This window comes from Myroides sp. C4067, assembly GCF_038039665.1.
Lineage (GTDB): Bacteria > Bacteroidota > Bacteroidia > Flavobacteriales > Flavobacteriaceae > Flavobacterium > Flavobacterium odoratimimum.
In genome coordinates, this window is sequence record NZ_JBBPHJ010000011.1 from 24,601 (window position 1) to 48,986 (window position 24,386).

A 24,386-nucleotide genomic window follows, 5' to 3' on the forward strand; every position below is an offset into this window, starting at 1 on the left:
TATGGATACAACAGATTTCTTGCGATATAACAGACAGATGAATCTACCTGAAGTAGGAATAGACGGTCAGATGAAGATAAAACAAGCTAAGGTATTAGTAATAGGTGCTGGAGGATTAGGTTCTCCAGTGCTAACTTACCTTGCTAGTTGTGGTGTAGGCACACTAGCGGTAATAGACTTTGATACTATCGAACATCACAACCTTCACAGACAAATACTATTTACAGAAGCTGACATCAACAAAAACAAGACTAGTATAGCCAAACAACGCATCGAACAAATAAACCCACATATCCACTTCACAATATACGATGAACAGTTAACCTCTGACAATGCAGTAGCTATTCTGAGTTCATTCGATATTATCGTAGATGGTAGTGATAATTTTAGCACACGTTATCTAGTGAATGACACATGTGTAGCATTAGATAAGACACTAGTCTATGGTACTATATTAGGTTTTGAAGGTCAGGTGAGTGTCTTTAATCATCATAACAATGCCAACCTCCGTGATCTCTTCCCAGAGCCTCCTGCTCCAGAAGATGTCCCTAACTGTAGTCTTAATGGGGTACTTGGTACATTCCCTGGTATAATAGGAACTATTATGGCTCATGAGACACTGAAAGTCATCTTAGACCTTCCCTCCCTTTCTGGTCAACTTCTTATCCTCAACACGTTGACCTGGGAAATAAACAAACTGAAGTATGGTAGCGTTACCTCTTAGGTAAATATTCTAGAAATACCTCTCTAGGTATCTCATAAGCACCTAAAGAACTTAGATGATCATTATATACTTGACAGTCTAACAAAGTATACTTTTTGTCTCTTAAATACTCACAGAGGGAGATAAAGGCTACTTTACTAGCATTTGGTATGAGGGAGAACATACTCTCTCCGCAGAACACAGGTTTCATGTCTACGCCATACAGACCACCTACCAGTTCTCCATCTTGCCAAACCTCAACAGATTTAGCGATGCCTAAGTCATGTAGATTGCAGTATGCCTTGATCATATCATCTGTAATCCAAGTACCTAACTGCCCATCGCGCTTAGCGTTCTGGCAATTATTAATTACATCTGCAAAACAAGTATTAAAAGTAACTGTAAATATATTTTTCTTTAAGATACTACGCATACTCTTAGAGATATATACCTCATCAGGCTCTAGCACCATACGCATACTAGGAGACCACCATGTAATAGGCTCTCCATCTTCAAACCAAGGAAATATCCCAGACTTATACGCTAATATCAATCTATTAGCAGATAAATCACCACCGATGGCTAAAATACCTGACTCATGCGTATTATCTACTGCTGGAAAGTATAAGTAATTACTGTCTAAGAGTGTTATCATAGGCATAAAAAAGTCCCTAAGAATAATCTTAGGGACATCTTAAAAGAATATTTTTAGAATGGTAAATCATCGTGATCTTCCTCCATATAGCTTGAAGCAGGAGGAAACTGTTGTCCCATATTACTTTGTCCTTGGTTAAAACCTTGTTGGTTTTGGTTTTGATTGAACCCTCCCATTTGTTGAGATTGAGTATTCTGAGCAAAACCTTGTTGTTGGTTTTGGTTAAATCCTCCTTGTTGAGCTTGGTTATTTTGAGCGAAACCACCTTGTTGCCCTTGATTAAACCCACCCATTTGTTGAGCTTGATTGTTCTGAGCGAAACCTTGTTGTTGGTTAGATTGTTGTTGCATACCAGTATTTCCGTATTGAGACTGCATATTATCTTGTTGTCCCATATAAGGTTGTTGGTTTTGTCCCATGTTACCACCTTGTTGAACTGGCATCATGTGTTCTATTCTCCACCCTTGGATTGTATTAAAGTATCTGATTTCTCCTTGTGGACTTTGCCACTCTCTACCTCTCAAATTAATAGATACACGTACTTGCTCACCTACTTGATAAGAGTCTAATAAATTTACTTTATCTTGTGTAAACTCAATCATAATGTGCTGAGGATATTGCTCTTCAGTAGTCACTACTACTTCTCTCTTTCTGAATGATGAACTGATATCTTGTGTATGTCCAATTAATTTGATTCTTCCTGTAACTTCCATTTTAATCTCTTTTTTTAATTACAATCTATTTGGCTAAAATTGTTTTCCAAGCCAAAGGTACATTATTTTCTTCTAAATATTTTTTTGCTAATTTAAATTTATTGATTTGATTCTTAGCAACCAAAATTTCTTTTAACTCTTCATTTGCATTCACAAAAGAAGCAACCTCCTCTTCAGTAGGCAGCTGCTCTACATTACCTAATATTCCAAGGTCATTGCCAGAGAATACTCCACTCTCCACTACTCCTTCTGGTAGTGCATCTACTCCTAGACCTAGTGTAGTCAATGGTTTTTCTACTTCGAATATCCCATCATTCGCACGAGTATACCAGTTCGCTCCCATACGTGCTACTAGATCTATCTTATGCTGATCTATCTGTCCGTTCTCATCTAATATTTCCTCATTGACATGTATTTTTACCACCTCACAGATCACTAGATTACCAGCACCTCCATCATTACCCAGTCCGATTACCTCCTGTACCACACATTCATACTGCACTGGACTTTCTTTCACTCTGAATGGCTTCACGATATCAGATGGCACCATCGTCAATCCTGATTTGACAAACTCATTCACCCCATCCTTATACTCTGTACTAGATAGAGAAGTCTGCTGTACCATATCATAAGTCACCACGTTAATCACTACTTGTAGATTAGCCTGTACGTTAAATAAGGTATGCTTATTCGTATTATCTCTCACACGTCTAGACGGAGAGAAGACCAATATAGGCGGGTTAGTACTCACCATATTAAAGAAGCTAAACGGAGACAGATTAGGTCTACCATCCGCATCTACGGTACTAGCTAGTGCTATAGGACGAGGTCCGATAGACGTCTGCATTAATCTCTGTAATTCTACTACAGATATATCTTTAGGTTCTATAGATTTCATATGTATATTTAATTGAAGAAAAGTAAAGTTACAAAAGCTTTTAGGAACCATAAAATTTTTAATACTTCATTAAACTAAATTCAATTCATTTATTTTAATTACTTTTAAATGTTCATAAAACCCATATCAGAACTTGAGAAATAAAAAAGAAATATTTCGTTGGTCAGTCATTACTGCAGCCTTAATCACCTTATTAGTCATCTTGTGGAACACCTATTCCTTTTTTCAAACCTATAAGACAGAGGAGAGAACCAAGATGAAAATCTGGGCAGAAGCGCTGAATACACTTGATATAGCCACCTCTATAGAAGCTGACGTTTCTCTACCCTTTCTGATTATCATGGAGAATAAGACTATCCCTATTATTCAGACAGATGAGCATGATAAGATCATCTCTCTAAACAATATAGATGAACAAATAGTCAATACTCCTGAGAAAAAAGAAGCTCTACTGCGCAAACTGAAGTTCCAAAACCCGCCTATTATCCTAAAAGTAGGTAAGCAAACTCAGTATGTCTATTATGGTAACTCATCCTTACTGACCAAGCTAAAGTACTACCCTGTCACATTAGTACTGATATTCTTATTCTTCACAGTACTGCTATTCTACTTCTATAGAAGTAATAAGATCGCTACTCAGAACAAGCTATGGACAGGAATGGCTAAAGAAACAGCCCATCAGATAGGTACACCTCTATCCTCACTATTAGGTTGGGTAGAGATCATGAAGCTAGATAATGTAAGCCCCGAAATCACAGATGAAATAGAAAAAGATGTCAAAAAACTCCAGATAATAGCAGATCGTTTTTCTAAGATCGGGTCTATACCGAAGTTAACGAACGTAGATATCGTATCAGAGACGAGAAAGTCATTTGATTATTTCTCTCTGAGAAACTCTAAACAGATTATCTTCACGCTAGACTGTCCTGACTACGAAATTAATATTCCTCTAAACAAGGAATTACACAGCTGGACTATAGAGAACCTAATCAAGAATGCTATCGATGCCATGAAAGGAAAAGGAAAACTAGCTATCCTGATACAGGATAGTGAGAAGACTGTCAATATCTATGTAACAGATACAGGAAGCGGGATACCAAAGAAGATGTTTAATAAAATATTCGAGCCTGGTTATACCACTAAAAAACGTGGATGGGGGCTAGGACTATCCCTGACAAAGAGAATAGTAGAAGAATTCCAAAACGGAAAGATTAAAGTAACGCAATCAGAAATAGGTAAAGGAACTACATTCTGTATCACATATCACAAAAAAAAGGCTGACCTATAATCTAGACAGCCTTTGTTACATTATCCATACAGTCTTATAAATGACTATTAATAGCTTTAGCTACACTCTCGAACTCTTCTGGAGTTAGCTTTTCTTTCTTAATGAAACGCATATCATCCATTTCTTGAAGAGGGATTAAATGCACATGTACATGAGGTACTTCTAACCCTACTACAGCCATCCCTACTCTCTTACACGGTACAGCTAGCTCTAACGCCTTAGCCACCTTACGAGAGAACCTCATCAATTCCATATAATGATCCTCTTCCATATCAAAAATCTTATTGATTTCCTTTTTTGGAATACATAGCGTATGTCCCTTCGCATTCGGATTAATATCTAAGAATGCAAGGAAATTATCATCCTCTGCTACCTTATAGGCAGGGATCTCTCCAGTAATGATTTTAGTGAAAATAGAACTCATAATATACTTTTTAAAATTAGTCTCTACTGATTTCAAGAATCTCGAACTTCATGATTCCATTAGGAACCTGGATCTCAGCTACATCTCCAACAGATTTGCCTAGAAGTCCTCTTCCGATAGGTGAAGTTACTGAAATTTTTGCAGCTTTTAGGTCTGCTTCACTTTCAGCTACTAATGTATAGGTAATCTCCATTCCATTAGCTTGATTCTTTATTTTCACTTTAGATAATACTAAAGCCTTAGACATATCTAACTGAGATTCGTCTATCAACCTAGCATTAGCTACTACTTCTTCTACTTTTGCTATTTTTAGTTCTAATAAACCTTGTGCTTCCTTAGCGGCATCATACTCTGCATTCTCAGATAAGTCTCCCTTATCTCTCGCATCTGCAATAGCTTGAGATGCCTTTGGACGCTCCACACTCTTCAACTGCTCTAACTCGTCTTTTAGTTTTTTAAGACCCTCCGCAGTATAATACGAAATCTTACTCATAATTAACACGTTTATATAAATAGAAAAAATCCCATAAAAACGGGATTCTTCGCTATAAAGATATTTTTATTTTTATCGTTAAATCAATAATTAACTGTTCTACTATATTTGTCAAAGTTAAATAATTAAATTTGTTTTTCAAATAGTTTATTAAAATGAAGAAATTATTTCTAATCCTATTTACTTTACTAATATCTACAGCATGTAGTAAAAGCGGTAGCGGGTATCACAACCCTTACCTACCTAATGTAAAAGTCAATCTTATGGTGAATTTATATCAAGCAGATGCAGACTACCTAAGATATCAGAACGGTACTTATGTGAATTATAGTCAAGGCATTATAGGTGTAGCAATATTCAACGCTGGCTCACAATATTTCGCTTATGATCTAACCTGTCCTGACCATGCGTTTGACCCTGTTACCTCTAGATTAGTACAAAAAAAACCTAATGATCCGTATGTATACTGTACCAATAAACATCAACATAACGGAGAGGAACCTGCCTTCTATCTAGGTAATGGGCAGTCTATAAAACCAGGGTTAAAATACAACCAACTGAAGCCTTATCCAGTAAGAAAAAGTGGTGACAATATCTTCGTGACTTATTAATAAGTAAATCCTATCAATCTATATCAATACTCCTTCATCGGAGTATTTTTTTTGTACCTTACTCTCTTGTGGAGATGGTTCGGGTAGAGATTTAGTACGGTTCGGTAAACCCCTTCTCAACCCAAGTAAATACTAGTTATTACCGAATAGCTTCCGAACGAAATAAAAACAAAAAAGAATAAACACCTATATTTCAATCATTTAAAACAAAAACAATTCTCCATTATAAGTCAAAAAGAGCAAATAGAGTCATTCTCTCTATATTAGTTCATTAGATCTTATAAGACCTACAGCATCTTACTAAAAGCAACATTACGATAAAACGAGGTCAAAAAAAACCACCATATCGCTATGGTGGTCTCTATAAATAATCTAGCCTATTAGATTGTTTATTAATATGGATTAGAACTTAATAGTCAGTCCTGCCAAGATATTAAACTCTGCTTGTGGATAATAAGCAGGTCCCCATTCTGGGTCATAATATCCATTAGACATATATTTTACATTAAATATATTATTTGCTAATACAGATACGCCTACAGATCTTACCCATCCTTTAATCGGGAACTCATAAGTAGCACTTAGATCGTTGATAAAGTATGAATCAAGCTTTGATTCCTTAGCATCTAAGTTGGCCATATATTGTTCTCCTACGAACTTCGTTAGAAGAGATACACTCATCCCCTCTACAGGTAAATACGTAATGGCATTAGAAGCAATAAAATCAGGAGAGAATGCGATATTCGTAGTACCTAGGTTTACAGGTAAATCAGCTACTGTAGTCATAAAGTTCTTATTCTTATTAGCACTAATAGTCATACTAGGAGCCCAATATAACTTATCTAATATTCTCACATTCGCATCGATCTCGATACCTGCTCTATAACTATCACCACTATTCGCTCTTAACATAGCTCCTACATCGTTTATTTCTCCTGTTAAGATAAGTTGGTTTCTATACTTCATATAGTACGCATTCACATTCACAGTAGCACGGTCTCCTTTAAATCTCCATCCTAGCTCATAGTCATCCATGCTCTCAGATTTAGGTTTTCCTTCGCCTTCGTAGTCCTTTCTATTCGGCTCTCTATTCCCTTTAGCATAAGAGAAATATAGTTGGTTCGAATCATTCAGTTGATAAGTAATACCTCCTTTTGGGTTAAAGAAGTTAAATTTATCATCTACTAACCCTGTCTCGATACCGTTAGCTTCATAAGTAACACGTCTATACTGCATATCTCCAAATAAACTCCACTGATCAGCGAACTGCCAAGTAGCTTTCGCGTAAAAGTTAAGATCTGTCTTTACAGCATCGTCTCTGTAGTACTCATAGTTAGGTGCTATCTTCACAGGTTCTCTAGTCCACAACACATTACCGAAGTGGTCTCCTTCGTATTTATTAGCTCCTCCACCTAAGATTACATTAAGCTTATCTGTAGTATAGTTCGTATTAAACACCATACCGTAGAAATGATTCGCTAAACTCTTCTGTCTGATAAGGTCTGTCTTATTTACCTCCTTACCGTCTACGATAATAGGTTGGAATCCATAAGTCTTAAACTTCTGGTTCGTCTTATAGTTCTCATAATATCCATCTCCCTTAGTATAGTGAAGTGACACATTAGATGACCACGCTGATGACCACTTCTCACTCCAATGTAGTTGATAGTGCGTCTGGATATAATTATCAGTCTCATTGTCATAGAACTGTGTATTGCCTTGATCATCCTTATACTTCCCTGCAGGATTATAACGACGACCATACTTATCTATGTCTGCCTGAGATACACCATTCCACGCCTGATAAGTCTTCTGTTTACCACCGAATACGACAGCCTTTACTAATGATGTCTCACCTACATACACTCCCTGTAAGTAGTATGACTTCATCCTAGAAGACGCACGGTCTATATACCCATCAGACCTCATATCTGATAGACGACCAGCAATCTCAAACTTATCATTGATCAATCCTGTGCTAAACTTCACAGTAGACTTACGCGTATTATAACTTCCGAAAGAATTAGAAATTTCTCCATTCGCCTCATGTGAGAAGTCATCTGTCTTTAGATTAAGACTCGCACCGAATGCTGCTGATCCGTTAGTAGAAGTACCTACACCGCGCTGTAACTGTAGATTCTGGACAGATGATGTAAAGTCTGGCATATTTACCCAAAACGAACCTTGTGACTCTCCATCGTTATAGGGAATCCCATTTAAGGTCACGTTGACACGTGTAGCGTCTGATCCTCGTACCCTGAAGCTAGAGTACCCTATCCCATTACCGGCATCTGTAGTAGTCACTACTGAGGTCATATAAGACATGATGGTAGGGATATCTTGTCCGAGATTGCGCTTTCCGATCTCATTCTTAGACAAGTTAGCATAAGCGATAGGCGTCTTCTCATCTGCACGCACAGCTGATAATACGATCTCGTTAAGTGTTGATTGTTGAACAGAATCTTTAACTTGTTTCTCTTGTGCATAGGTCGAACTTGCACAAACAGCAGTTAAAAATAAAGATTGAAGTAATGTTTTTTTCATTCGTAAAAAAAATATCTACAAATAAAAGGGGCAATTATTCTTATTAATTAATAATTACACTAGTCCACAACAGTTCTAGAATGAACTGTATATACTCCCTTGGCAGCATTACCCGCCCAGGTTCTATGGGTATGATCTCAGCCGTACGGCACCCCTTTGAGATTTATGGTACAAATATAGACTGTTTTTCTAGAGAAAAACAACTATATCTAAGAAGAAGAGATGTTTAACATCTTTTGGGTTAAAACACTCTCTTTCTCAAGGCTTTCTTTAAAGAATTCTGTTGTTTATTGTCTTTTCTTTTTTGCAATACTCTACGAGGAGTTTTCGTCTCTCTACGTTCTTTCTCGATGTGTAGTCCTATCGCTAATAACTGAAAGAAACGATCAATAACAATCTCTTTATTCTTAACCTGACTACGTGTATTATCCGCGTCTAGAATAAGCACACCTTCTTTATTAAATCTATTCTTCAGACGTTCTAATAGCAGTGTTCTCTCTTCTTCTGTTACTCCTTGAGAGTTTAGACAGTCCCAAGACAGAACCACTTTAGACGATACTTTATTTACATTCTGACCACCAGCTCCGCTACTGCGCACAGCCTTAAATGTCAGTTCTCTTTCTATTATTTCTCTAAGCATTTTTCTCTATTTATTGTTTTATACCACGATATATAAGCCATCGTAGCTAATACTGTAAAGATAGCAAATTGTACTGCTAATATCCCATATCCTCTATAAGCATATAACGGAACAGAGATAATATCTCCTATGATCCACAGTGTCCAGTTCTCTATCTTCTTTAGTGCCATATAGTACATTCCTGTGAAGAAGATACCTGATGTGATAATGTCTATATAGTTTTCAGGTAGGATCTCTTTGCCAGAGAAGTGATATACGCCGTAGATGATCACAAGAGTAACTGCGAATATGATAAGTCCTTTTATCTTCTCACTGGTGTTCGTACGACTAATCTTCAGAAGAGTATCTCCGTCTTTCTGTCTAGACCAGTTATACCAACCATAAACACTCATGATAGAGTAATATCCATTCAAGATCATGTCTCCATAATATCCTATCACATAGAGTAAGTAAACAGTGATAATCGTAGCGATAATGCCTGTAGGATAGACAAGGATGTTCTCCTTACCCGCATACCATACACTCATAATCCCAAAGATAAATACTATAGATTCTAACACTATCTGAAGCGTACTAGCCTCTCTATATGCTCCAAAAAAAAAGTCAATCATAACAAATACACTTAAAATAAAAAACCGCACTCTTCATGGAATGCGGTTCAAAAGTATAATATATCTTTCTAATTAGTTGTTTCTACTCATTACAATTCTCAGAATATACCAGAAAAGTAACATTAACGAAGCAAATAATGATAGAGCAGCTGGTACATGTTGGTTAGCTGCGTATTCATTTTTAATCTGCCATGTAGAGTATAAGATCGACCCAGAAGCTAAAGCTACCATCGCTAAAGAGAACCATAACCCAAGGTTAAATCCGAAGATCATACCACAAATAATAGTACCTAAAGCTAAGAAAAATCCAATACTAAGGATAGATCTCATAAAAGAGAAGTTAGCATTAGAGCTAAATACTACTCCAGTCAATCCTCCAAATAAAGCCAATGTCATAATACCTGCCTGAGAAATCAGAGTAAGGTCATTAGTCATAGACATAGCGATATATAAAATAGGCACAAAAATAAATGCCTCTGCTAATACGTATAAAAACAGTCCAGCATACTGCACCTTCTTATCTACTGAGTTATCAGCAAGTCTCTGTGCATACCAAGTGATCCCCATAAAGGCACCTAGCACGATCAACCATGAGAACTTACCCATTCCAATAATAGTAAACATCCCTTCTACAATGAAAGGTGTGTTCAACATAATAGCTTCTAATACAATAAAAGCTAATACTCCTGCTGCTAAAGTAGCATACGTCTTTTTATAAAACTGTGCTCTTACTACTTCAGATTCCATAGCTACAGGAAGCGTGTAATCAACATTTTCAAAATTGTTTTTCATCATCTATATTTTTCTCAAAAGTACTAATTATCTTTTTAAAATTACTATTGCATTAAGACTCTAATGCATAAACCAACACAAAGTTATCTAATTCTATCATTTTATATTCGAATTTTTGATTAAAAACCTCATTATTAACAAAACATTCTTTCGTTTTAAGTTCTACCTGCATATCACTTTTAAAACTCAGGCTACGTGACTCACACATCTTAAACATAGCTTCTTTCGCACACCATATCTCTGTCAATGTATCAATCTCATTCGAAGAATTGAAAGCTATGTTTAGTTCTTCTTCATTGCAAAACTTATTTGCAATACGCTTTATCTTATCGCGCTTCATCTCTACATCTATACCTACATTCTCCTTACCAATGATAATACTAGCATACTCAAATGAATGCGAAATAGAGATAAATGAACCATCACTAAGACTAGGTCTACCGTTTATATCATAACACAAGTCGTTATCACTATATCCTCCATTGTGCAGCAACTGTCTGACTGCCATAAATCCCTTTTGGTGCACTTCAGATTTCATTCCTTTTAATCGCTCAGCAGAGCGCTCTTGTAGAACAACACCATTCATCAGCTCCTCGAGATTCTCTTCTACTTTCCAAATTAACACCTTATAGGTTATTCCTTTGATTTCTTTTACTAAAGGCATCTTATCTATTTAATTACGCAGACAAATATACTTGAATAATAAAAACTCCTAAAAAACATTTTACTCAATAGTAAATACTGACTTTTTAATCCACCAAAAAAGCCGCTCGAGTGAGCGGCTTTAACTAATCAATATATTAAAATACTAATTAAATACATAAGGTTCACTAACATCCCACGTAGGAAATGCAATCGGAGATTTAGTTGAAATAAAAGTTCCTACAGGATTTAAACCATACTGAATTCTAAAACTTTCATTACGAACATATAACTCTTCACCTAAAAACTTATCATTTAACTCCTTAATTTCATTTGGAACAGTAGCAGGAGAATTCCAAGATATAGCAATTACCTTTACTCTATCCTTTAAATCTTCAAGTCTAAAAAAATACAAATATTGTTTCCCTTTATAAGTATAACGCACATAATTAGCATTAAAAGGCAACCCAACATTAGCATTAAATGTCAAATCAATCGAAGCTAAATTATATTGACCAACAGCATCTTTTCCCATTGCTGCCACTTCCTGTTTTAAATATGGAGAGGTCACACTAGAATTGAATAATTGATAACTACTGTTAGTCCTAAAGGTGAAAGAACTCATTCTATTATTAGGTAATACAAGTAATTTCTTATAACTCATATCTGTCCAAATAGCAGGACTCTTAGAAAACTTAAAAGTAACTTTTACATCTCCTTCTCTTCCAATAAAAGAATCGTTTATCTCATCATATAAGAATGAACTAATCTTCTGACCTTCAACTTCCATTATAGGACTAACAGTAAAGCCTTTAGGATTAAATGTTAATCCATAATCACTCTCATTAAAAAGAGGGTTACCATCCATATCGATCATTCTAACAACTTCTTTATTAACAAAGTCATAAATTTCTTTCTTACTACCTTTCTCAATTTCTACAACTCTAAAGTATGCATTTAAAGAAAAATTCATATGGTCTACCATACTAGATTGTGTTTTAAAATTATCCCAATCTTCTTTAGTTGCTTTGACAAATGTTAACTCTTGATCTTGTTTTGGAGTTCGAAAATAAATCTCATTTTCAGTATTACCATAATAGCCAAACTGATACTCTCCATAATATCCCTTACCTGCAGCATACGGTGAATTAGCAGGATCTGATAATTGATGTATTTTGGAACGAGTTGTAAATACTAAACTCGCAGTTGTTCTTTGATGAATAGCATATTCTGTAACCTCACTAATAGGCCCTGATGCATCAAAATCAGATACCATTTCAACATTACGAGTATCTTTAAATCTCATCAAATAAGTATAACTACCAAAATCTCCTTCAGAAGTATTATATACTAATTTCCATCCATACTCTGAAGACAATAGTAAATCTTGTAATTTTTTTTCTTGCTCAGAAAGACGTTCTGCAACAGATTCATCGAAAACTCGATCCTCTTCTTTTTGACAAGAAGCTATTCCAGCAAGAATTATTGTTGCTAAAAAAGCTTTAGTTATATATTTTTTCATAATTCTAAATCTTAATAAGTATTATTCTTCTAGATCACCTGCCATCACTGCTTGTGTATTTCTCTCAGCAGCATCACGTAGTGCATAAAAATCCATATCAAACTGATTTTTAAAATACTGTTCTACTAATTGAAACTTCTGCTCAATAATTTTTCTCCCTTCAGCATCTTTAATATCTTTCAAAAATGCTTGTTTTTCTGCCTCTGATCTCAATAGTACAAAAGCTGCCGTTTCAGCAAAATCCTCATCATAATTACTACGAGCATAAGGTGTCACGAAGCCTAAATTATTACTAACATCATCGCGCTCAATATACCAACTTGATGTATATCCTCCTTTTAAACTTGCTACTTTACTCCAAGCTTTCAAATCATAAGGTTTAGTTTGATTTAGAATATGAATATACTCGTGTTGAATAGTATGTACAAACTGTCTAACACTTGCTAAACTTTTATAGTTAATATAATCTGTATTATACATCGTAATTCTCGCACCTCCTCCAGCATCTCCTAATACAATTGTACCATTATGATTCAGATTGTAACTTCCTATGAAATGTAATTGTCTAGGTGCTAATTTCTTAACAAAATCCTCACCACCTATCTCTGTATAAGTATCAATCCATATTTTCTTGATAACTTGCAAAGCTGGTTTTACACTAGACACTTTAGGAGGAAACAATGTTTTATCAGGCTTTCCTAATGATTCATCCCATAAATAAGTAGCCGAAATATTATATGGCTTTGTATACTTATTTTCAATCCATTGATCTAATTCTGTTTTAGGTTTTTCTGTAGTATCAAAAATAGATTCATCTCTTAATTTATCATCACTAGAGCAAGCACTTAATAATACAGAGGCTGTAAAAACTAAACCAACTCCTTTTATTATATTTTTTACTGTCATAATCTTTCTTTTTTAAGGTTTATCTTGGATTAGCTTGGATTCCATTATCTATTGCAACTTGAGGAATTTGTAATTGATATCTTAGATCTCCTTTTTTAAGAATAATTTCAGGACCTCCTACCATTTGATGTTTTACTTCCAAACCAAATCTTCTAATATCAAACCAACGATATCCTTCTTCAAAACCTTCTCTTCTTCTCATATCAGCTACAGCTTCAAGCATTACTGCTTGTTTCTCATTAATAGTTTTTAAAGGAGTATATTTTCCTGGAACATATGGAAATAATTCTTCCACATACTCATACTCCATAACATCTAATAAATCCTCTGGTTTCAACTCTGGTTTAATCAAAGAGCGACTTAACACTAAGTAAGAATACATTTTTAAAGCCTCATCAATTCTATCCTCCATCACAAATGCTTCCATACGATCTAAATATAACATATCATTAGAAAACAGCACAAAAGCAACATATGGATTACCCGTCATATTCGTAAAGTCTTTGATTTTAAAATACTCATAGAATTTAGGAACATAATACACATCATTATTCTGATAAGTAGCACTAGGATAATTCCACGTTATTCCTAATGGGTTTGCATCAGCAGTAAATAATCCTTTATCTCTACTAGCTACAGCAGATGTTAATACAAAGCGTGTTGTATGTTGGCTTCTACCTTTTATTGATTCTGAATTAGCAACTAATAAGTTAGTTACTTTATCTGTTTTAGCAAATTCTCTATTATTCTGTTTATCATCCCACTTTCTAGAATCATAAACATCTCTAAGTTTACCAACTGGCACATTTCCAAGCTGATTAGAGTACTCTATTGTTTTAGCATAATCTCCCTTAAACAAATAAAAACGAGCTGCAAAAGCTTTAGCTGAAGCCTCTGTAAAATGATACTTAGCAATTTCAGGGCTACTATATGACGCTCCTTTTATTCCTTCAAGACCTTCTAATAAATCCTGTTCTATGAATTTATAAACTTCAGCGACACTATGTCTTTTATACTCTTGTTTTAACTGTGTTTCAACAGTAGTAACATAAGGTACTCCTAAATCACTTTCTGCTGTAGCTGGATTATAACTTTTCGCCCATAAATTTACAAGCATAAAATGATTATAAGCACGAGCTAATAAAGCCTCTGCTCTCAACTGTTTTAATCCATAATTAGACGAAGGTTTATTAGCATATTCTTTCTGCATTTCTTCTAAAGCCTCCAAAGCCTTATTAGCACTAGCAATCGCTTTATAACTATCCATCCAAAAAGCATATTGAGAATCTATATCTTCCTCTGTAGCAGGTAACCATTGATAATTTTGTTCTGTTTGCAAAGAAGTAAAATGCAAACGCCCACTATCAACAACATTATCACTCATCTGTTCAGCAAATTCAGCATGACTAGTATTTGGATAAGCTCCTACCAATAATTCTCCCACCTTTTTAGGTGTATCTATTTGAGTTCTATTATCTGGCACTTCTGAAAGAAAGTCACTACAGCCTACTGTAGCAGTTGCCAAGATTAATAATCCTACTAATATCTTTACTCTGTTCATAATAATCTAAAATTTAAAAACCAACATTAAGTGTCAATGTGTATTGACTTGTTTGTGGCATAGCTACCCCTCCTGTTCTGTAAAATTCTGGATCTTCTCCATTAAGCTTTTTATCTGCATAGATTAACCATGGGTTAGTTGCATTAAAACGCAATGAGAAATTAGACATTTTCATAGAGCGTTTGAAATGATCAGGGAATTCATAAGTCAATGAAACGTTCTTTAATCTCACAAATCCACCATCAGCTACACGCTCTGAAGAATAATTATAAGTATTATAAGCTCTTTCCATGACTCTACTTCCTAACACACTTACAAGGGTATTATCAGGTATAACAGGTACATTAGTAATATTCTCATCACCTGGATTAATCCAACGATCTTCAAATGACTTACTAAATACATCTGTATCACTATATCTAGCTGCATAAGATGGATATAAACGAATTTTATTTCCTCCTGATGCTACAATCAAGAAATTTAAACTCCAATTTTTATAAGTGAATGTATTCGTTAACCCTAAAGTCTTATTTGGTTCAATCGATCCTTCATATTTTAAATAACCTGTTGGATTATTGGTATCTTGAAAATTAGCTCCACCAATTACATCTGTTTGACCAGGTGCTTGTAAAAAAGTTGGTAATCCTCTATAATCTAGCCCTGTAAATTGATAAGAATATAAAGCATTACGAGGTCTTCCTACTACGTTACCATTAAATCCTTGTACTAAATCAATCACACGAGGAGTATTTTGTAACCTAGTAACTTCTTGATTGTAGTAAGATCCGTTCAATGTAGTAGACCAGCTAAACTCAGGTGTTTTAATATTAGTAGTCGTAATACCGAACTCAATACCTCTAGTACGCATATCTGCATTATTACCTAACTTAACATTTTGACCACCTACACCTGATGTACGTACATAATCAATTAAGTCAAAAGCATTCCTTTGGTAGGCATCTACTACTAACTGCACTCTATTATTCCATAAACCTAAGTCAATACCAATATTTGCTTCATGTTGTTTTTCCCATGTTAGCTCTGTATTTTGAAGATCCTTAATAGAAATACCATTCTCTATAGTATTCAAATCAGGTCTAGGCGTAACATATGGTCTATAGATTGCTAAAGAATTCGTTGCTGGTCCAGATGTAGCAGTTAATCCATAAGAAGCACGTAATGCTAAATTACTCACCGTATGTAAGTTCTCCATAAACTTTTCACTAGAGATATTCCACTTTCCTGAAGCAGTCCAAGTTGGTAACCATCTAGAAGAACCTGTATCTCCTTGTCTATTTGACCCATCGTAACGCCCTGTTAAAGCCACTGTATAACGTCTATCATAGGTATAAGCTGCTCTAGCAAAGAAGGCTACTGTTCTTTCTTTCTCTTCACCATAAGTAAAATACTCTCCCCCTTGCTCTAACAATTTACGCATTGCTAATAACTCTGGATAAGTAGTTAAACCCTTGTCAAATTGAACTCCTTGAGCTAAGAAATAATCTTTATCACGGTTTACTACTCTCATCTCTGTACCTCCGAAAACATCTAATTCATGTAAATCGTTAAACACATTGTCATAAGTAAAGCTGTTTCTCAATAAGAAAGATGTCATATCATTCGTAAATGTTCTCTTTAGCCCTGAATTTGTCATAATAGGCATTGGAGGAACTTCTTTTTGATCAGGATCTCTATATAAAAAGATATTTTGATCGCGTTCTACTGTTGACTTATCTGCATTATAAGCACCTATCACATTTGAATCCTGAGTCACATTATGCACACGTTTTGTAGTTGCATAGCGAGCAGATCCACTTAAATTATACGTTAAGTTAGGTAATAACTTATAATCTAAATCCAATTGAAAACGAATATCTTTTACATCAATATCCATATAGTTATTGTCTAACTCATTCATGATATTAAATGGAGCCCAGTTACTTCTATAGTACTCATAGTTTCCATTGTCATCATAAGGGCGTAACGTTCTAGTTGTATTTAAAGCATAACTAAATGGATTAATGTCAAAATCACGTTTTACAGATCCATTTACTACATCTTTTTCTGCATCATAAGCCCCTGGTGCTTTCTGATCACGTACTGAAGCAATAGATGATAACGATATTTTTAACTTATCATTTACAAAGAATGTATTCTTTAGGTTCAATGTCAGACGGTGTACTTTATCAGCAATAGACCATCCTGAATCAGCTAAGTAACCAATAGAGGCAAAATAGGCATTATTTTTTCCTCCTCCATTAAAACTTAATGAATGTTGTTGTACAATAGAAGGCCTAAATAATTCTTTAAACCAATTTGTATTTGCTTTTTCATAAGTTTGTAAAAACTTATTTTGTGCAGCTTCCCCATTATGCACCCCATATTGATTATGCACAGGATCAAATTCATTCATAGCACGATACATAATTCCGTATGCTCCACTATGTCTCCCATATAACATAGAAGCATAATCTAAATAGCCTTTATTCTGAAGCTCTCTATACGCCATCATATTATCTTGTGAATTCATCACATCATATTGATTGTACTGAGGTATAGGACGCAGTGTATTCTCCATCGTATAGCTAATAGACATAGGCGTATCTCTTCTACCAGATTTAGTAGTGATCACCACTACCCCATTCATGGCACGAGATCCATAAATAGCCGTCGCAGAAGCATCCTTAAGTACGTCAATACTCAATACATCATCCGCATTAATTCCAGACAAAGCAGAACTTAAAATAGACTCTGAGTTACCTGAAGCTAACTGCTCAAATGATACGTTCACAATATCTTCCTGTACTACACCATCAATTACCCATAGTGGTTTAGTATCTCCCATAATAGAAGAAGCTCCACGAATAGTAATTTTAGGAGCAGCTCCGAAAGTACCTGAAGGGTTTTGTATAGTTACCCCTGCTACCTTACCTTCGATCATTCTACTCACATCCGCTACCCCATCTACCTTCAGATCTTTCGCTTCGATACGACTTACAGCTCCAGCCTCCTTACGTTTAGTAATAGTCTGATACCCTGTATTAATCACTACTTCGTCAATCATCTCCGTTGCTTCTCCTAAAGAAACATTGATAACTGCTAGCTCTCCGACTTTCTTCTCTGCTGAATTGAATCCCATGAATTCAAACACAAGAACGGCGTCCTTACCATTTACCTTAATAGAGTAATTTCCATCTATATCTGTCTGTACTCCCTCTTTAGTACCTTTGACAAATATAGTAGCGCCAGGCAATGATGAACCATCATCAGAAGCCACAACTCTTCCTTTAATTACCTTTTCTTGCGCATACACACTTCCAGTAACTGTAAGTGCTAATGAGAAGAAAAAGAATTTAAGTAAACCTTTCTTCATACTTGTTAACTATTAATTAATTTATCATTAACAAATAAATAACATAATATTATCAAAAACTAGAGGTAATGTGATTTTTATCAAATTATCATCATAATACACTATTTATTAAATAATATAAACTTTTAAATATATTTAATAAAAATTACACACTATAATTTATTTATATTAACTACTATGTCAGATAAGGTAAATAAAAAAGGGTATACATAAAGTATACCCTTTTTTATTATCACAAAGCGATTTTAAGAAACCACAGTCATAATATTATTGTTTCTTTAACAAATCTCTGATTTCTGCTAAAAGATCCTCTTGAGTAGGTGCTGGTGGTCCTGCAGGTGCTTCTGGTGCAGCCTCCTCTTTCTTTCTTAATGAGTTAACTCCTTTTACTAAAAGGAATACACATAGAGCTAACAATGTAAAGTTGATTACCTCTGTAATAAAGCTACCATAAGCAAATACAACATTACCGTCTATTCCTCTTGCTGCTGCTAGAGGTGCCCCATCAGGTGCATCTCCTTTTAACACTACATACATATTAGTGAAATCAGGTGTTCCGATGATAGCAGATACTAATGGCATAATAACATCGTTTACAACACTCGTTACAATTTTACCGAATGCTCCCCCGATGATTACCCCTACCGCTAGGTCCATTACATTGCCTTTGACAGCGAATTCTTTAAATTCTTTTACAAATCCCATAGTCTTTATTGTTTAAGTTTTGAATAGTTAAAAATATAACTTTTTTACTCTATAAAAAAAATTCTTTTAACGCGAAGTGCAATACTCGTTAAAATCTCATATGGTATTGTTTTTATTTTATCTGCTATAATAGTGACTGGCAGGTCTTTACCAAAAATAACAACCTCATCATTTTCTTGGCATTTTATTTCTGTTACATTGATCATTAACATATCCATACAGATAGATCCTGTGATCTCTGCTTTTTGCCCATTTACTAAGACATAGCCCACAGGTCCCCATGAGCGATGTACTCCATCAGCATATCCTATGGGCACAGTGGCGATACGTGTTTTACCTTCTGCGCGAAATCTCCGACCGTATCCTACACTGTCTTTATCTTTGATTTCTTTGATTTGCATAATGCGAGTTTTAAGCGTACTAACATTAGCCAATTGTTGCATTTCTTCTCTATCATTACCAACTCCATACAATCCTATTCCCAATCGAACCATATCAAACTGATGCTCCGAAAAGTTAAAAATACCGGATGTATTCAGAATATGACGTATTGGGTTAATCCCTAATTCTTGTATTAGTTTATCTGAGTTATCTGTAAACATCTCTATCTGTCCAAGTGTAAAGTCTGTATATTCAGGCATATCACTTGATGATAGATGTGAGAATATAGATTTGACTTCGACCACATTAGTATGTCTAAGCACTTCTATTAACTCGTCTAGATCTTCAGTCAAAAAACCATGTCTATGCATACCCGTATCCAGCTTGATATGGATAGGATATTCATAGCAGTTGCGTTCTCTAGCTACTTTTAAGAATGCATTAAGCTCACGTACAGAGTACACCTCTGGCTCTAGATCATACGCTATCATCGCTGAGAATGCATTAATCTCAGGATTCATCACGATAATCTTAGTATTCACACCAGCCTTGCGCAATTCTATTCCCTCATCTGCAAAAGCTACTCCTAGATAATCTACCTTCTCATGAGCTAGTAATTTCGCTACTTCATAGCTACCATTACCATATCCGAATGCCTTCACCATGACCATCACTTTAGTCTCTGGCTTTAGCTTTGAACGGTAGAAATTAAGGTTGTGACACATCGCAGTAAGATTAACTTCTAGTACAGTCTCATGCGTTTTCTTCTCTAGCATCGTGACGATTCTGTCAAAGCGGAATCCTCTAGCCCCTTTGACTAAGATATTCTCATCACTAAAATCCTCTACAGATACTTTCTGTAAGAACTCTTCAGTGTCTCTATATAGATAAGTGTTCGTCGTCCCGATTAGATACTTACTTATATGCTCTCCTATACCGATCACACGAGTTATCTGATGTGTATACAACAGCTCTTTTAGCTGACCATATATCTCCTCCTCCTCATACCCACTCTTAAACATATCGGATAGTATCACAGTCTTAGACGCACTCACCTTATGCTTATCTAGAAAGTCAAGAGCGATAGATAGCGACTGATAATCTGCATTATACGCATCATCTATTATCGTACAGTTATTCACACCATTCTTTACCTGCATACGCAGTTCTACTGGATAGAGTCCTTGGATACGCTGTGCTATCTTCTCTAAGTCATACCCTAAGTAAGACATCGTACTAATACAAGTCATTATATTACGCACAGAACTATCATCTGTGAATGGAAGTTCTACTGAGTACGAATCACCTTGATCAATAGATACAGTAAGACTAGAGGAATAAAGCTGTCCATAGACATTCGCTGACGTATCTGTCAGACTCCAAGTATATACAGAAGCAACAGAACTAAAATATTGTAATAACAACTCATTCTGCTCACAAATAACTACCTCAGCATCCTGGAATAGTTTAGCTTTCTCACTCACTTTTTCTTCTAATGAGCGAAAACCTTCTCCATGCTCTTCTGTAAGTGCTGTAAAAACACCTATAGTAGGCTTGACCACCTTAGCAAGTCTCTCCATTTCACCCACAGTAGATATTCCAACTTCGAAGATACCTAAGTTGTGCTTCTCCTCTATACCAAATACAGATAGTGGCACACCCGTCTGAGAATTATAACTCTTAGGACTCTTGATGATCTTATACTCTTCGCTCAGCAGATAGTTAAGCCATTCTTTTACTACCGTCTTTCCTTTACTACCTGTAATTCCGATAACTGGAAAATCAAAACGATCTCTATGAAAAATAGCCGCACCCTGAAGTGCAGCTAATGTATTATTAACTTTAAAGAAAAGTACTCCTTCTATAGGACGTACCTTAGTCTGGTCAGAGATGACGATATATCTGACTCCTTTATTTACCAATTCTTCGATATAATCATGTCCATCATGATTACCTCCTTTTAATGCAAAAAATAAAGTGTGTTGATCATTCTGCAATGACCTACTGTCTACGGATATATTCGAAATATCTACATATTCACTCTTACTGTTTCCTATAATGTCTGCTCCAATGAATGAACAGAACGCATCCGTATTAAATTTCATTATTTTGCCTTATTTGATACACAAAGGTAAAGAGAGTCATACCACTCTCTATCTATACAAAATCTTAAAAATTACATTTTATATAAGACCACCCTTCTTCTTGTTTTTCGATAATATAAACTAATCCTGAAGGTACGAATCCTACATTCTCGATAATATCTGATTTATCTATTTTGCGAGCATTGATTGTATTCTCACACGCAAAGAATTGTATACCTTTTTGCATCACTGCCTTAAGAGGTTCTCCTACCATCGTCTTGCTTTTTCTAAGCATTCCGATACCAGGCCCATGCACAACTACTTGTATCGTTACATCCTCTTTCCAGTGATTTCTAACATTAGATACATAAGTCATTAGTGCATTCTGTTCGTTAATGTTGTCTGTGTTTAATTGAAATACAACGTTGTGCTTTGTATTTTTCATAAGTATATCTATTTTTAAGTTTTGGGTTCTATTTTTTAAGTTCTATAAAACTACTAAAAACCACTCATATCGACTAATAAACTCTCACAAACTTTTGCTACTATTCTGTTTAAAATTCTATTCAGATCTAAATCTATCCTTTCAAAAAAAGGAATTTCTTTTTTTTGTTTTCAGCATAAATAAGTTCCTATTTATACCCAAAATTCTCTTTCAACACCTTCTTTTTTAAAAAAATTACCTCAAAAACCATCTATAAGAACAATTTTTCTAAAAAAACAATTTACTTTTTTTACCACCAAAAAAACAACAATACACTAATTATCAATACAATAACCCTAAAACACCCCTATACCACCTCAATCACAATACTCCCCTTACACCTAGTAAAATAAGGCTTTACAGGCTTTTCCTTCGACAATACATGGACAATACCCCGATAATAATGGACGTAAAAACCCTTTTGTCCAACAAGACACCTTTTATACACCAATCATTCTCCTCTTATCTCAGTATTACGTAGTATTAATTTTCACTTCCATTCCTATATCCAATCATCTTTCATTATAAATGGTATACTAACAAAAAAGAAGTGCTGTGTATCCTAGGTTACATTTCTTCTCGATTTTAATCGAGAACTTTGTCTTATTAAATTAAATGTTATGGAATGGATATATGGCCCATGGCCTTGGTATGTAGGAGGTTTATTCATCGCTACTACACTTATATTACTTTTATTAATGGGCAAATCTTTTGGGTTTTCCTCTAATCTACGCACCATGTGCTCGATGATGGGAGCAGGTAAGAGTTGTGATTTCTTCTGCTTTAACTGGAAAGCTCAGACGTGGAACTTACTTTTCTTAGTAGGAACTATCCTAGGAGGGTTCATCGCATACCACTTCTTAAGTGTCGAGCCAGCAGCGATACCACTAGCCAATCAGACGATAGAGAAGCTCCATACACTAGGTATAGAAAGTGCTGGCAAGGCATATATACCTACAGAGTTATTCTCTAATGAAGTCTTTGGTTCTATTAAATCTATCGGACTACTATTATTAGCAGGGTTCTTCGTAGGGTTTGGTTCTAGATATGCAGGAGGATGTACTTCAGGACATGCAATCAGTGGGTTAAGTAATCTACAATTGCCTTCCTTGATAGCAGTAATTGGTTTCTTTATAGGAGGGTTAATTATGGTACACCTACTGTTCCCTTTTATTTTCTAACACAAATGATTAACAATATTTACATCAATAAGATACAATGAAAAAATTAGCCTATTTATTAGTCGGGATGCTTTTCGGGATAGGAATGTTTAAATCTGGAGCAGCATCGTGGTTCAGAATATATGAAATGTTTCAATTCGACAGCTTCCACATGTACGGTATTATGGGAACTGCATTAACTATCGCTGTTATCGCAACCTATATTATCAAGAAAAAGAATATCAAAGACTTCTCTGGTAACCCGATTGAGTTCACCCCAAAAGAGAAGAGTGTACCACGCTATCTGATAGGAGGAATCTTTTTCGGGTTAGGGTGGGCATTAGGAGGAGCTTGTCCCGGACCTATGTTTGCCTTATTTGGAGCAGGCTTTTTACCTATTTTGATTGCCATCATCGGAGCATTATTAGGGACTTGGTTCTATGGATTGATCAGAAGATGGCTTCCTCATTAATAAACAATATGGATTAAAGGAACTAATACTTTTGATATATTGTCACGATAAAGTAACTTAGAACCATTAATTCATTTGTTTATTCTTTTATGGAACATATCATACGAAACAAATACCGCTCTACCTTCGAGGAGAAGTTATTAGAAGAAATCATAGAAGTATCTACTATAAAAGACTTTAAAGAAGGAGAAAAGTTGATGGAGATAGGAGAATACATTAAGAAGATTCCTCTACTCCTAGAAGGTGCTATCAAAATCATCAGAGAAGATCAGCGAGAGGGAGAGATAGTCCTATACTATATAGAAGAAGGAGATACCTGCGCGATGACACTGACCTGCTGCTTAGGTGAGACGAAGAGTCAGGTGCGCTCTATAGCAGAACGCGATGGTAGTGTAGTCTTAGTTCCTGTAGGAAAAATGGATGAATGGCTGGTAAAATATAAGAGTTGGCGCAACTTCGTACTCAACAGTTATAACAACCGTATGAACGAAATGCTAACTGCTATAGATAGTCTTGCCTTCATGAATATGGAAGAACGTCTATGTAACTTACTGAGAAGTAAAGCGAAGATATACAACAGTCGATTTATCAACAATACACATCAAGAATTAGCTGACGAACTAAATACCTCTAGAGTAGTGATCTCTAGAATACTAAAAACTTTAGAAAACGAAGGTATTATACAGCTCAATAGAAAATATATCGAGCTACTTAAGCCTTAAGT

At 35.3% G+C, this 24,386-nt stretch carries 23 protein-coding genes; 6 read left to right on the plus strand and 17 right to left on the minus strand.

The features are described from left to right. The first annotated feature begins 1 nt into the window (after position 1). Entirely contained in the window at positions 2-724 is a 723-nt protein-coding gene (locus AABL87_RS09660; RefSeq protein ID WP_006259745.1) for a HesA/MoeB/ThiF family protein, read from the plus strand. Here the strand turns inward: AABL87_RS09660 and aat are convergent. Genes aat through AABL87_RS09675 form a run of 3 tightly spaced genes read right to left on the minus strand, consistent with a single transcriptional unit; the run spans position 714 to position 2,969 of the window. Next, positions 714-1,364 carry a leucyl/phenylalanyl-tRNA--protein transferase gene (gene aat / locus AABL87_RS09665; protein ID WP_025124583.1) on the minus strand — a complete coding sequence of 217 codons (651 nt, stop codon included), beginning with the start codon at positions 1,362-1,364 and terminating at the stop codon, positions 714-716. The two genes, AABL87_RS09660 and aat, sit on opposite strands and share 11 nt — an antisense overlap. Positions 1,365-1,411: 47 nt before the next feature. Next, positions 1,412-2,071, minus strand: a complete 660-nt coding sequence (locus tag AABL87_RS17740; RefSeq protein ID WP_058699158.1) for a DUF3127 domain-containing protein — start codon at positions 2,069-2,071, stop codon at positions 1,412-1,414. A 25-nt stretch (positions 2,072-2,096) separates the two neighbouring features. Beyond that, a complete protein-coding gene (locus AABL87_RS09675; protein WP_036471811.1) occupies positions 2,097-2,969 on the minus strand; it encodes a flavin reductase family protein in 873 nt (290 codons plus the stop codon). 133 nt (positions 2,970-3,102) lie between these two features. Here AABL87_RS09675 and AABL87_RS09680 point away from each other — a divergent pair, with 133 nt between their 5' ends. Beyond that, positions 3,103-4,257 (plus strand): sensor histidine kinase, encoded by a 1,155-nt coding sequence (locus AABL87_RS09680; protein ID WP_006262286.1) that lies wholly within the window; start codon positions 3,103-3,105, stop codon positions 4,255-4,257. Between the two features lie 34 nt (positions 4,258-4,291). On the opposite strand, the gene AABL87_RS09685 is transcribed toward AABL87_RS09680, so the two are convergent. After that, positions 4,292-4,681: an HIT family protein gene (locus AABL87_RS09685; protein ID WP_006259750.1), complete on the minus strand. Its 390-nt coding sequence runs from the start codon at positions 4,679-4,681 to the stop codon at positions 4,292-4,294. Positions 4,682-4,697: 16 nt separating this feature from the next. After that, a complete protein-coding gene (gene greA, locus AABL87_RS09690) occupies positions 4,698-5,174 on the minus strand; it encodes a transcription elongation factor GreA (RefSeq protein WP_006262289.1) in 477 nt (158 codons plus the stop codon). Positions 5,175-5,329: 155 nt separating this feature from the next. Between greA and AABL87_RS09695 the strand changes: the two genes are divergently transcribed. Next, positions 5,330-5,785 (plus strand): Rieske (2Fe-2S) protein, encoded by a 456-nt coding sequence (locus AABL87_RS09695; RefSeq protein ID WP_326367321.1) that lies wholly within the window; start codon positions 5,330-5,332, stop codon positions 5,783-5,785. 402 nt (positions 5,786-6,187) lie between these two features. Here AABL87_RS09695 and AABL87_RS09700 read toward each other — a convergent pair whose 3' ends face one another. The 12 genes from AABL87_RS09700 to AABL87_RS09755 all read right to left on the minus strand — a co-directional run bounded on the left by AABL87_RS09700 (position 6,188) and on the right by AABL87_RS09755 (position 21,991). Further along, positions 6,188-8,329 (minus strand): TonB-dependent receptor, encoded by a 2,142-nt coding sequence (locus AABL87_RS09700; RefSeq protein WP_341277264.1) that lies wholly within the window; start codon positions 8,327-8,329, stop codon positions 6,188-6,190. Positions 8,330-8,570: 241 nt separating this feature from the next. Then, a complete protein-coding gene (gene arfB / locus AABL87_RS09705) occupies positions 8,571-8,969 on the minus strand; it encodes an alternative ribosome rescue aminoacyl-tRNA hydrolase ArfB (RefSeq protein WP_006259754.1) in 399 nt (132 codons plus the stop codon). Next, on the minus strand, positions 8,954-9,580 hold the full coding sequence (gene pnuC / locus AABL87_RS09710) for a nicotinamide riboside transporter PnuC (RefSeq protein WP_006264587.1): 627 nt from the start codon (positions 9,578-9,580) through the stop codon (positions 8,954-8,956). The genes arfB and pnuC overlap by 16 nt, the downstream gene beginning before the upstream one ends. Before the next feature lie 72 nt (positions 9,581-9,652). Next, positions 9,653-10,375, minus strand: coding sequence for a Bax inhibitor-1/YccA family protein (locus tag AABL87_RS09715; protein WP_006259756.1), 723 nt, complete (start codon positions 10,373-10,375; stop codon positions 9,653-9,655). 49 nt (positions 10,376-10,424) lie between these two features. After that, positions 10,425-11,036: a 4'-phosphopantetheinyl transferase family protein gene (locus AABL87_RS09720; RefSeq protein ID WP_341277265.1), complete on the minus strand. Its 612-nt coding sequence runs from the start codon at positions 11,034-11,036 to the stop codon at positions 10,425-10,427. A gap of 144 nt (positions 11,037-11,180) precedes the next feature. Beyond that, complete coding sequence (locus tag AABL87_RS09725) at positions 11,181-12,536, minus strand: DUF4302 domain-containing protein (protein ID WP_341277266.1); 1,356 nt, start codon at positions 12,534-12,536, stop codon at positions 11,181-11,183. A 21-nt stretch (positions 12,537-12,557) separates the two neighbouring features. Continuing rightward, positions 12,558-13,442, minus strand: coding sequence for a zinc-binding metallopeptidase (locus AABL87_RS09730; protein ID WP_006259759.1), 885 nt, complete (start codon positions 13,440-13,442; stop codon positions 12,558-12,560). A 19-nt stretch (positions 13,443-13,461) separates the two neighbouring features. Further along, positions 13,462-15,003 (minus strand): RagB/SusD family nutrient uptake outer membrane protein, encoded by a 1,542-nt coding sequence (locus AABL87_RS09735; protein WP_006259760.1) that lies wholly within the window; start codon positions 15,001-15,003, stop codon positions 13,462-13,464. A gap of 13 nt (positions 15,004-15,016) precedes the next feature. Beyond that, positions 15,017-18,376 carry a SusC/RagA family TonB-linked outer membrane protein gene (locus tag AABL87_RS09740; protein ID WP_341277267.1) on the minus strand — a complete coding sequence of 1,120 codons (3,360 nt, stop codon included), beginning with the start codon at positions 18,374-18,376 and terminating at the stop codon, positions 15,017-15,019. A gap of 267 nt (positions 18,377-18,643) precedes the next feature. Next, positions 18,644-19,081, minus strand: coding sequence for a large conductance mechanosensitive channel protein MscL (gene mscL / locus AABL87_RS09745; RefSeq protein ID WP_006259762.1), 438 nt, complete (start codon positions 19,079-19,081; stop codon positions 18,644-18,646). 44 nt (positions 19,082-19,125) lie between these two features. Continuing rightward, entirely contained in the window at positions 19,126-21,567 is a 2,442-nt protein-coding gene (locus tag AABL87_RS09750; protein WP_341277268.1) for a bifunctional UDP-N-acetylmuramoyl-tripeptide:D-alanyl-D-alanine ligase/alanine racemase, read from the minus strand. A gap of 64 nt (positions 21,568-21,631) precedes the next feature. Beyond that, positions 21,632-21,991 carry a DsrE family protein gene (locus AABL87_RS09755; RefSeq protein ID WP_006259764.1) on the minus strand — a complete coding sequence of 120 codons (360 nt, stop codon included), beginning with the start codon at positions 21,989-21,991 and terminating at the stop codon, positions 21,632-21,634. Between the two features lie 659 nt (positions 21,992-22,650). Between AABL87_RS09755 and AABL87_RS09760 the strand changes: the two genes are divergently transcribed. The 3 genes from AABL87_RS09760 to AABL87_RS09770 all read left to right on the plus strand — a co-directional run bounded on the left by AABL87_RS09760 (position 22,651) and on the right by AABL87_RS09770 (position 24,384). Beyond that, the gene (locus AABL87_RS09760; RefSeq protein ID WP_016650296.1) at positions 22,651-23,211 is read left to right on the plus strand and encodes a YeeE/YedE family protein; all 561 of its coding nucleotides are present in this window, start codon (positions 22,651-22,653) and stop codon (positions 23,209-23,211) included. A gap of 37 nt (positions 23,212-23,248) precedes the next feature. Next, positions 23,249-23,662 carry a DUF6691 family protein gene (locus tag AABL87_RS09765; protein ID WP_006259766.1) on the plus strand — a complete coding sequence of 138 codons (414 nt, stop codon included), beginning with the start codon at positions 23,249-23,251 and terminating at the stop codon, positions 23,660-23,662. A gap of 89 nt (positions 23,663-23,751) precedes the next feature. Beyond that, positions 23,752-24,384, plus strand: coding sequence for a Crp/Fnr family transcriptional regulator (locus AABL87_RS09770; RefSeq protein WP_006259767.1), 633 nt, complete (start codon positions 23,752-23,754; stop codon positions 24,382-24,384). Positions 24,385-24,386 lie beyond the last annotated feature (2 nt).

Coding starts and splice junctions, on each gene's coding strand:
- AABL87_RS09755 (WP_006259764.1), bottom strand. CDS start 21,991: ATGAAAAATACAAAGCACAACGTTGTATTTCAATTAAACACAGACAAC.
- arfB (WP_006259754.1), bottom strand. CDS start 8,969: ATGCTTAGAGAAATAATAGAAAGAGAACTGACATTTAAGGCTGTGCGC.
- AABL87_RS09760 (WP_016650296.1), top strand. CDS start 22,651: ATGGAATGGATATATGGCCCATGGCCTTGGTATGTAGGAGGTTTATTC.
- AABL87_RS09730 (WP_006259759.1), bottom strand. CDS start 13,442: ATGACAGTAAAAAATATAATAAAAGGAGTTGGTTTAGTTTTTACAGCC.
- AABL87_RS09725 (WP_341277266.1), bottom strand. CDS start 12,536: ATGAAAAAATATATAACTAAAGCTTTTTTAGCAACAATAATTCTTGCT.
- AABL87_RS09735 (WP_006259760.1), bottom strand. CDS start 15,003: ATGAACAGAGTAAAGATATTAGTAGGATTATTAATCTTGGCAACTGCT.
- AABL87_RS09770 (WP_006259767.1), top strand. CDS start 23,752: ATGGAACATATCATACGAAACAAATACCGCTCTACCTTCGAGGAGAAG.
- pnuC (WP_006264587.1), bottom strand. CDS start 9,580: ATGATTGACTTTTTTTTTGGAGCATATAGAGAGGCTAGTACGCTTCAG.
- AABL87_RS09700 (WP_341277264.1), bottom strand. CDS start 8,329: ATGAAAAAAACATTACTTCAATCTTTATTTTTAACTGCTGTTTGTGCA.
- mscL (WP_006259762.1), bottom strand. CDS start 19,081: ATGGGATTTGTAAAAGAATTTAAAGAATTCGCTGTCAAAGGCAATGTA.
- AABL87_RS09720 (WP_341277265.1), bottom strand. CDS start 11,036: ATGCCTTTAGTAAAAGAAATCAAAGGAATAACCTATAAGGTGTTAATT.
- AABL87_RS09750 (WP_341277268.1), bottom strand. CDS start 21,567: ATGAAATTTAATACGGATGCGTTCTGTTCATTCATTGGAGCAGACATT.
- greA (WP_006262289.1), bottom strand. CDS start 5,174: ATGAGTAAGATTTCGTATTATACTGCGGAGGGTCTTAAAAAACTAAAA.
- AABL87_RS09695 (WP_326367321.1), top strand. CDS start 5,330: ATGAAGAAATTATTTCTAATCCTATTTACTTTACTAATATCTACAGCA.
- AABL87_RS09685 (WP_006259750.1), bottom strand. CDS start 4,681: ATGAGTTCTATTTTCACTAAAATCATTACTGGAGAGATCCCTGCCTAT.
- AABL87_RS09715 (WP_006259756.1), bottom strand. CDS start 10,375: ATGATGAAAAACAATTTTGAAAATGTTGATTACACGCTTCCTGTAGCT.
- AABL87_RS17740 (WP_058699158.1), bottom strand. CDS start 2,071: ATGGAAGTTACAGGAAGAATCAAATTAATTGGACATACACAAGATATC.
- AABL87_RS09765 (WP_006259766.1), top strand. CDS start 23,249: ATGAAAAAATTAGCCTATTTATTAGTCGGGATGCTTTTCGGGATAGGA.
- aat (WP_025124583.1), bottom strand. CDS start 1,364: ATGCCTATGATAACACTCTTAGACAGTAATTACTTATACTTTCCAGCA.
- AABL87_RS09740 (WP_341277267.1), bottom strand. CDS start 18,376: ATGAAGAAAGGTTTACTTAAATTCTTTTTCTTCTCATTAGCACTTACA.
- AABL87_RS09675 (WP_036471811.1), bottom strand. CDS start 2,969: ATGAAATCTATAGAACCTAAAGATATATCTGTAGTAGAATTACAGAGA.
- AABL87_RS09660 (WP_006259745.1), top strand. CDS start 2: ATGGATACAACAGATTTCTTGCGATATAACAGACAGATGAATCTACCT.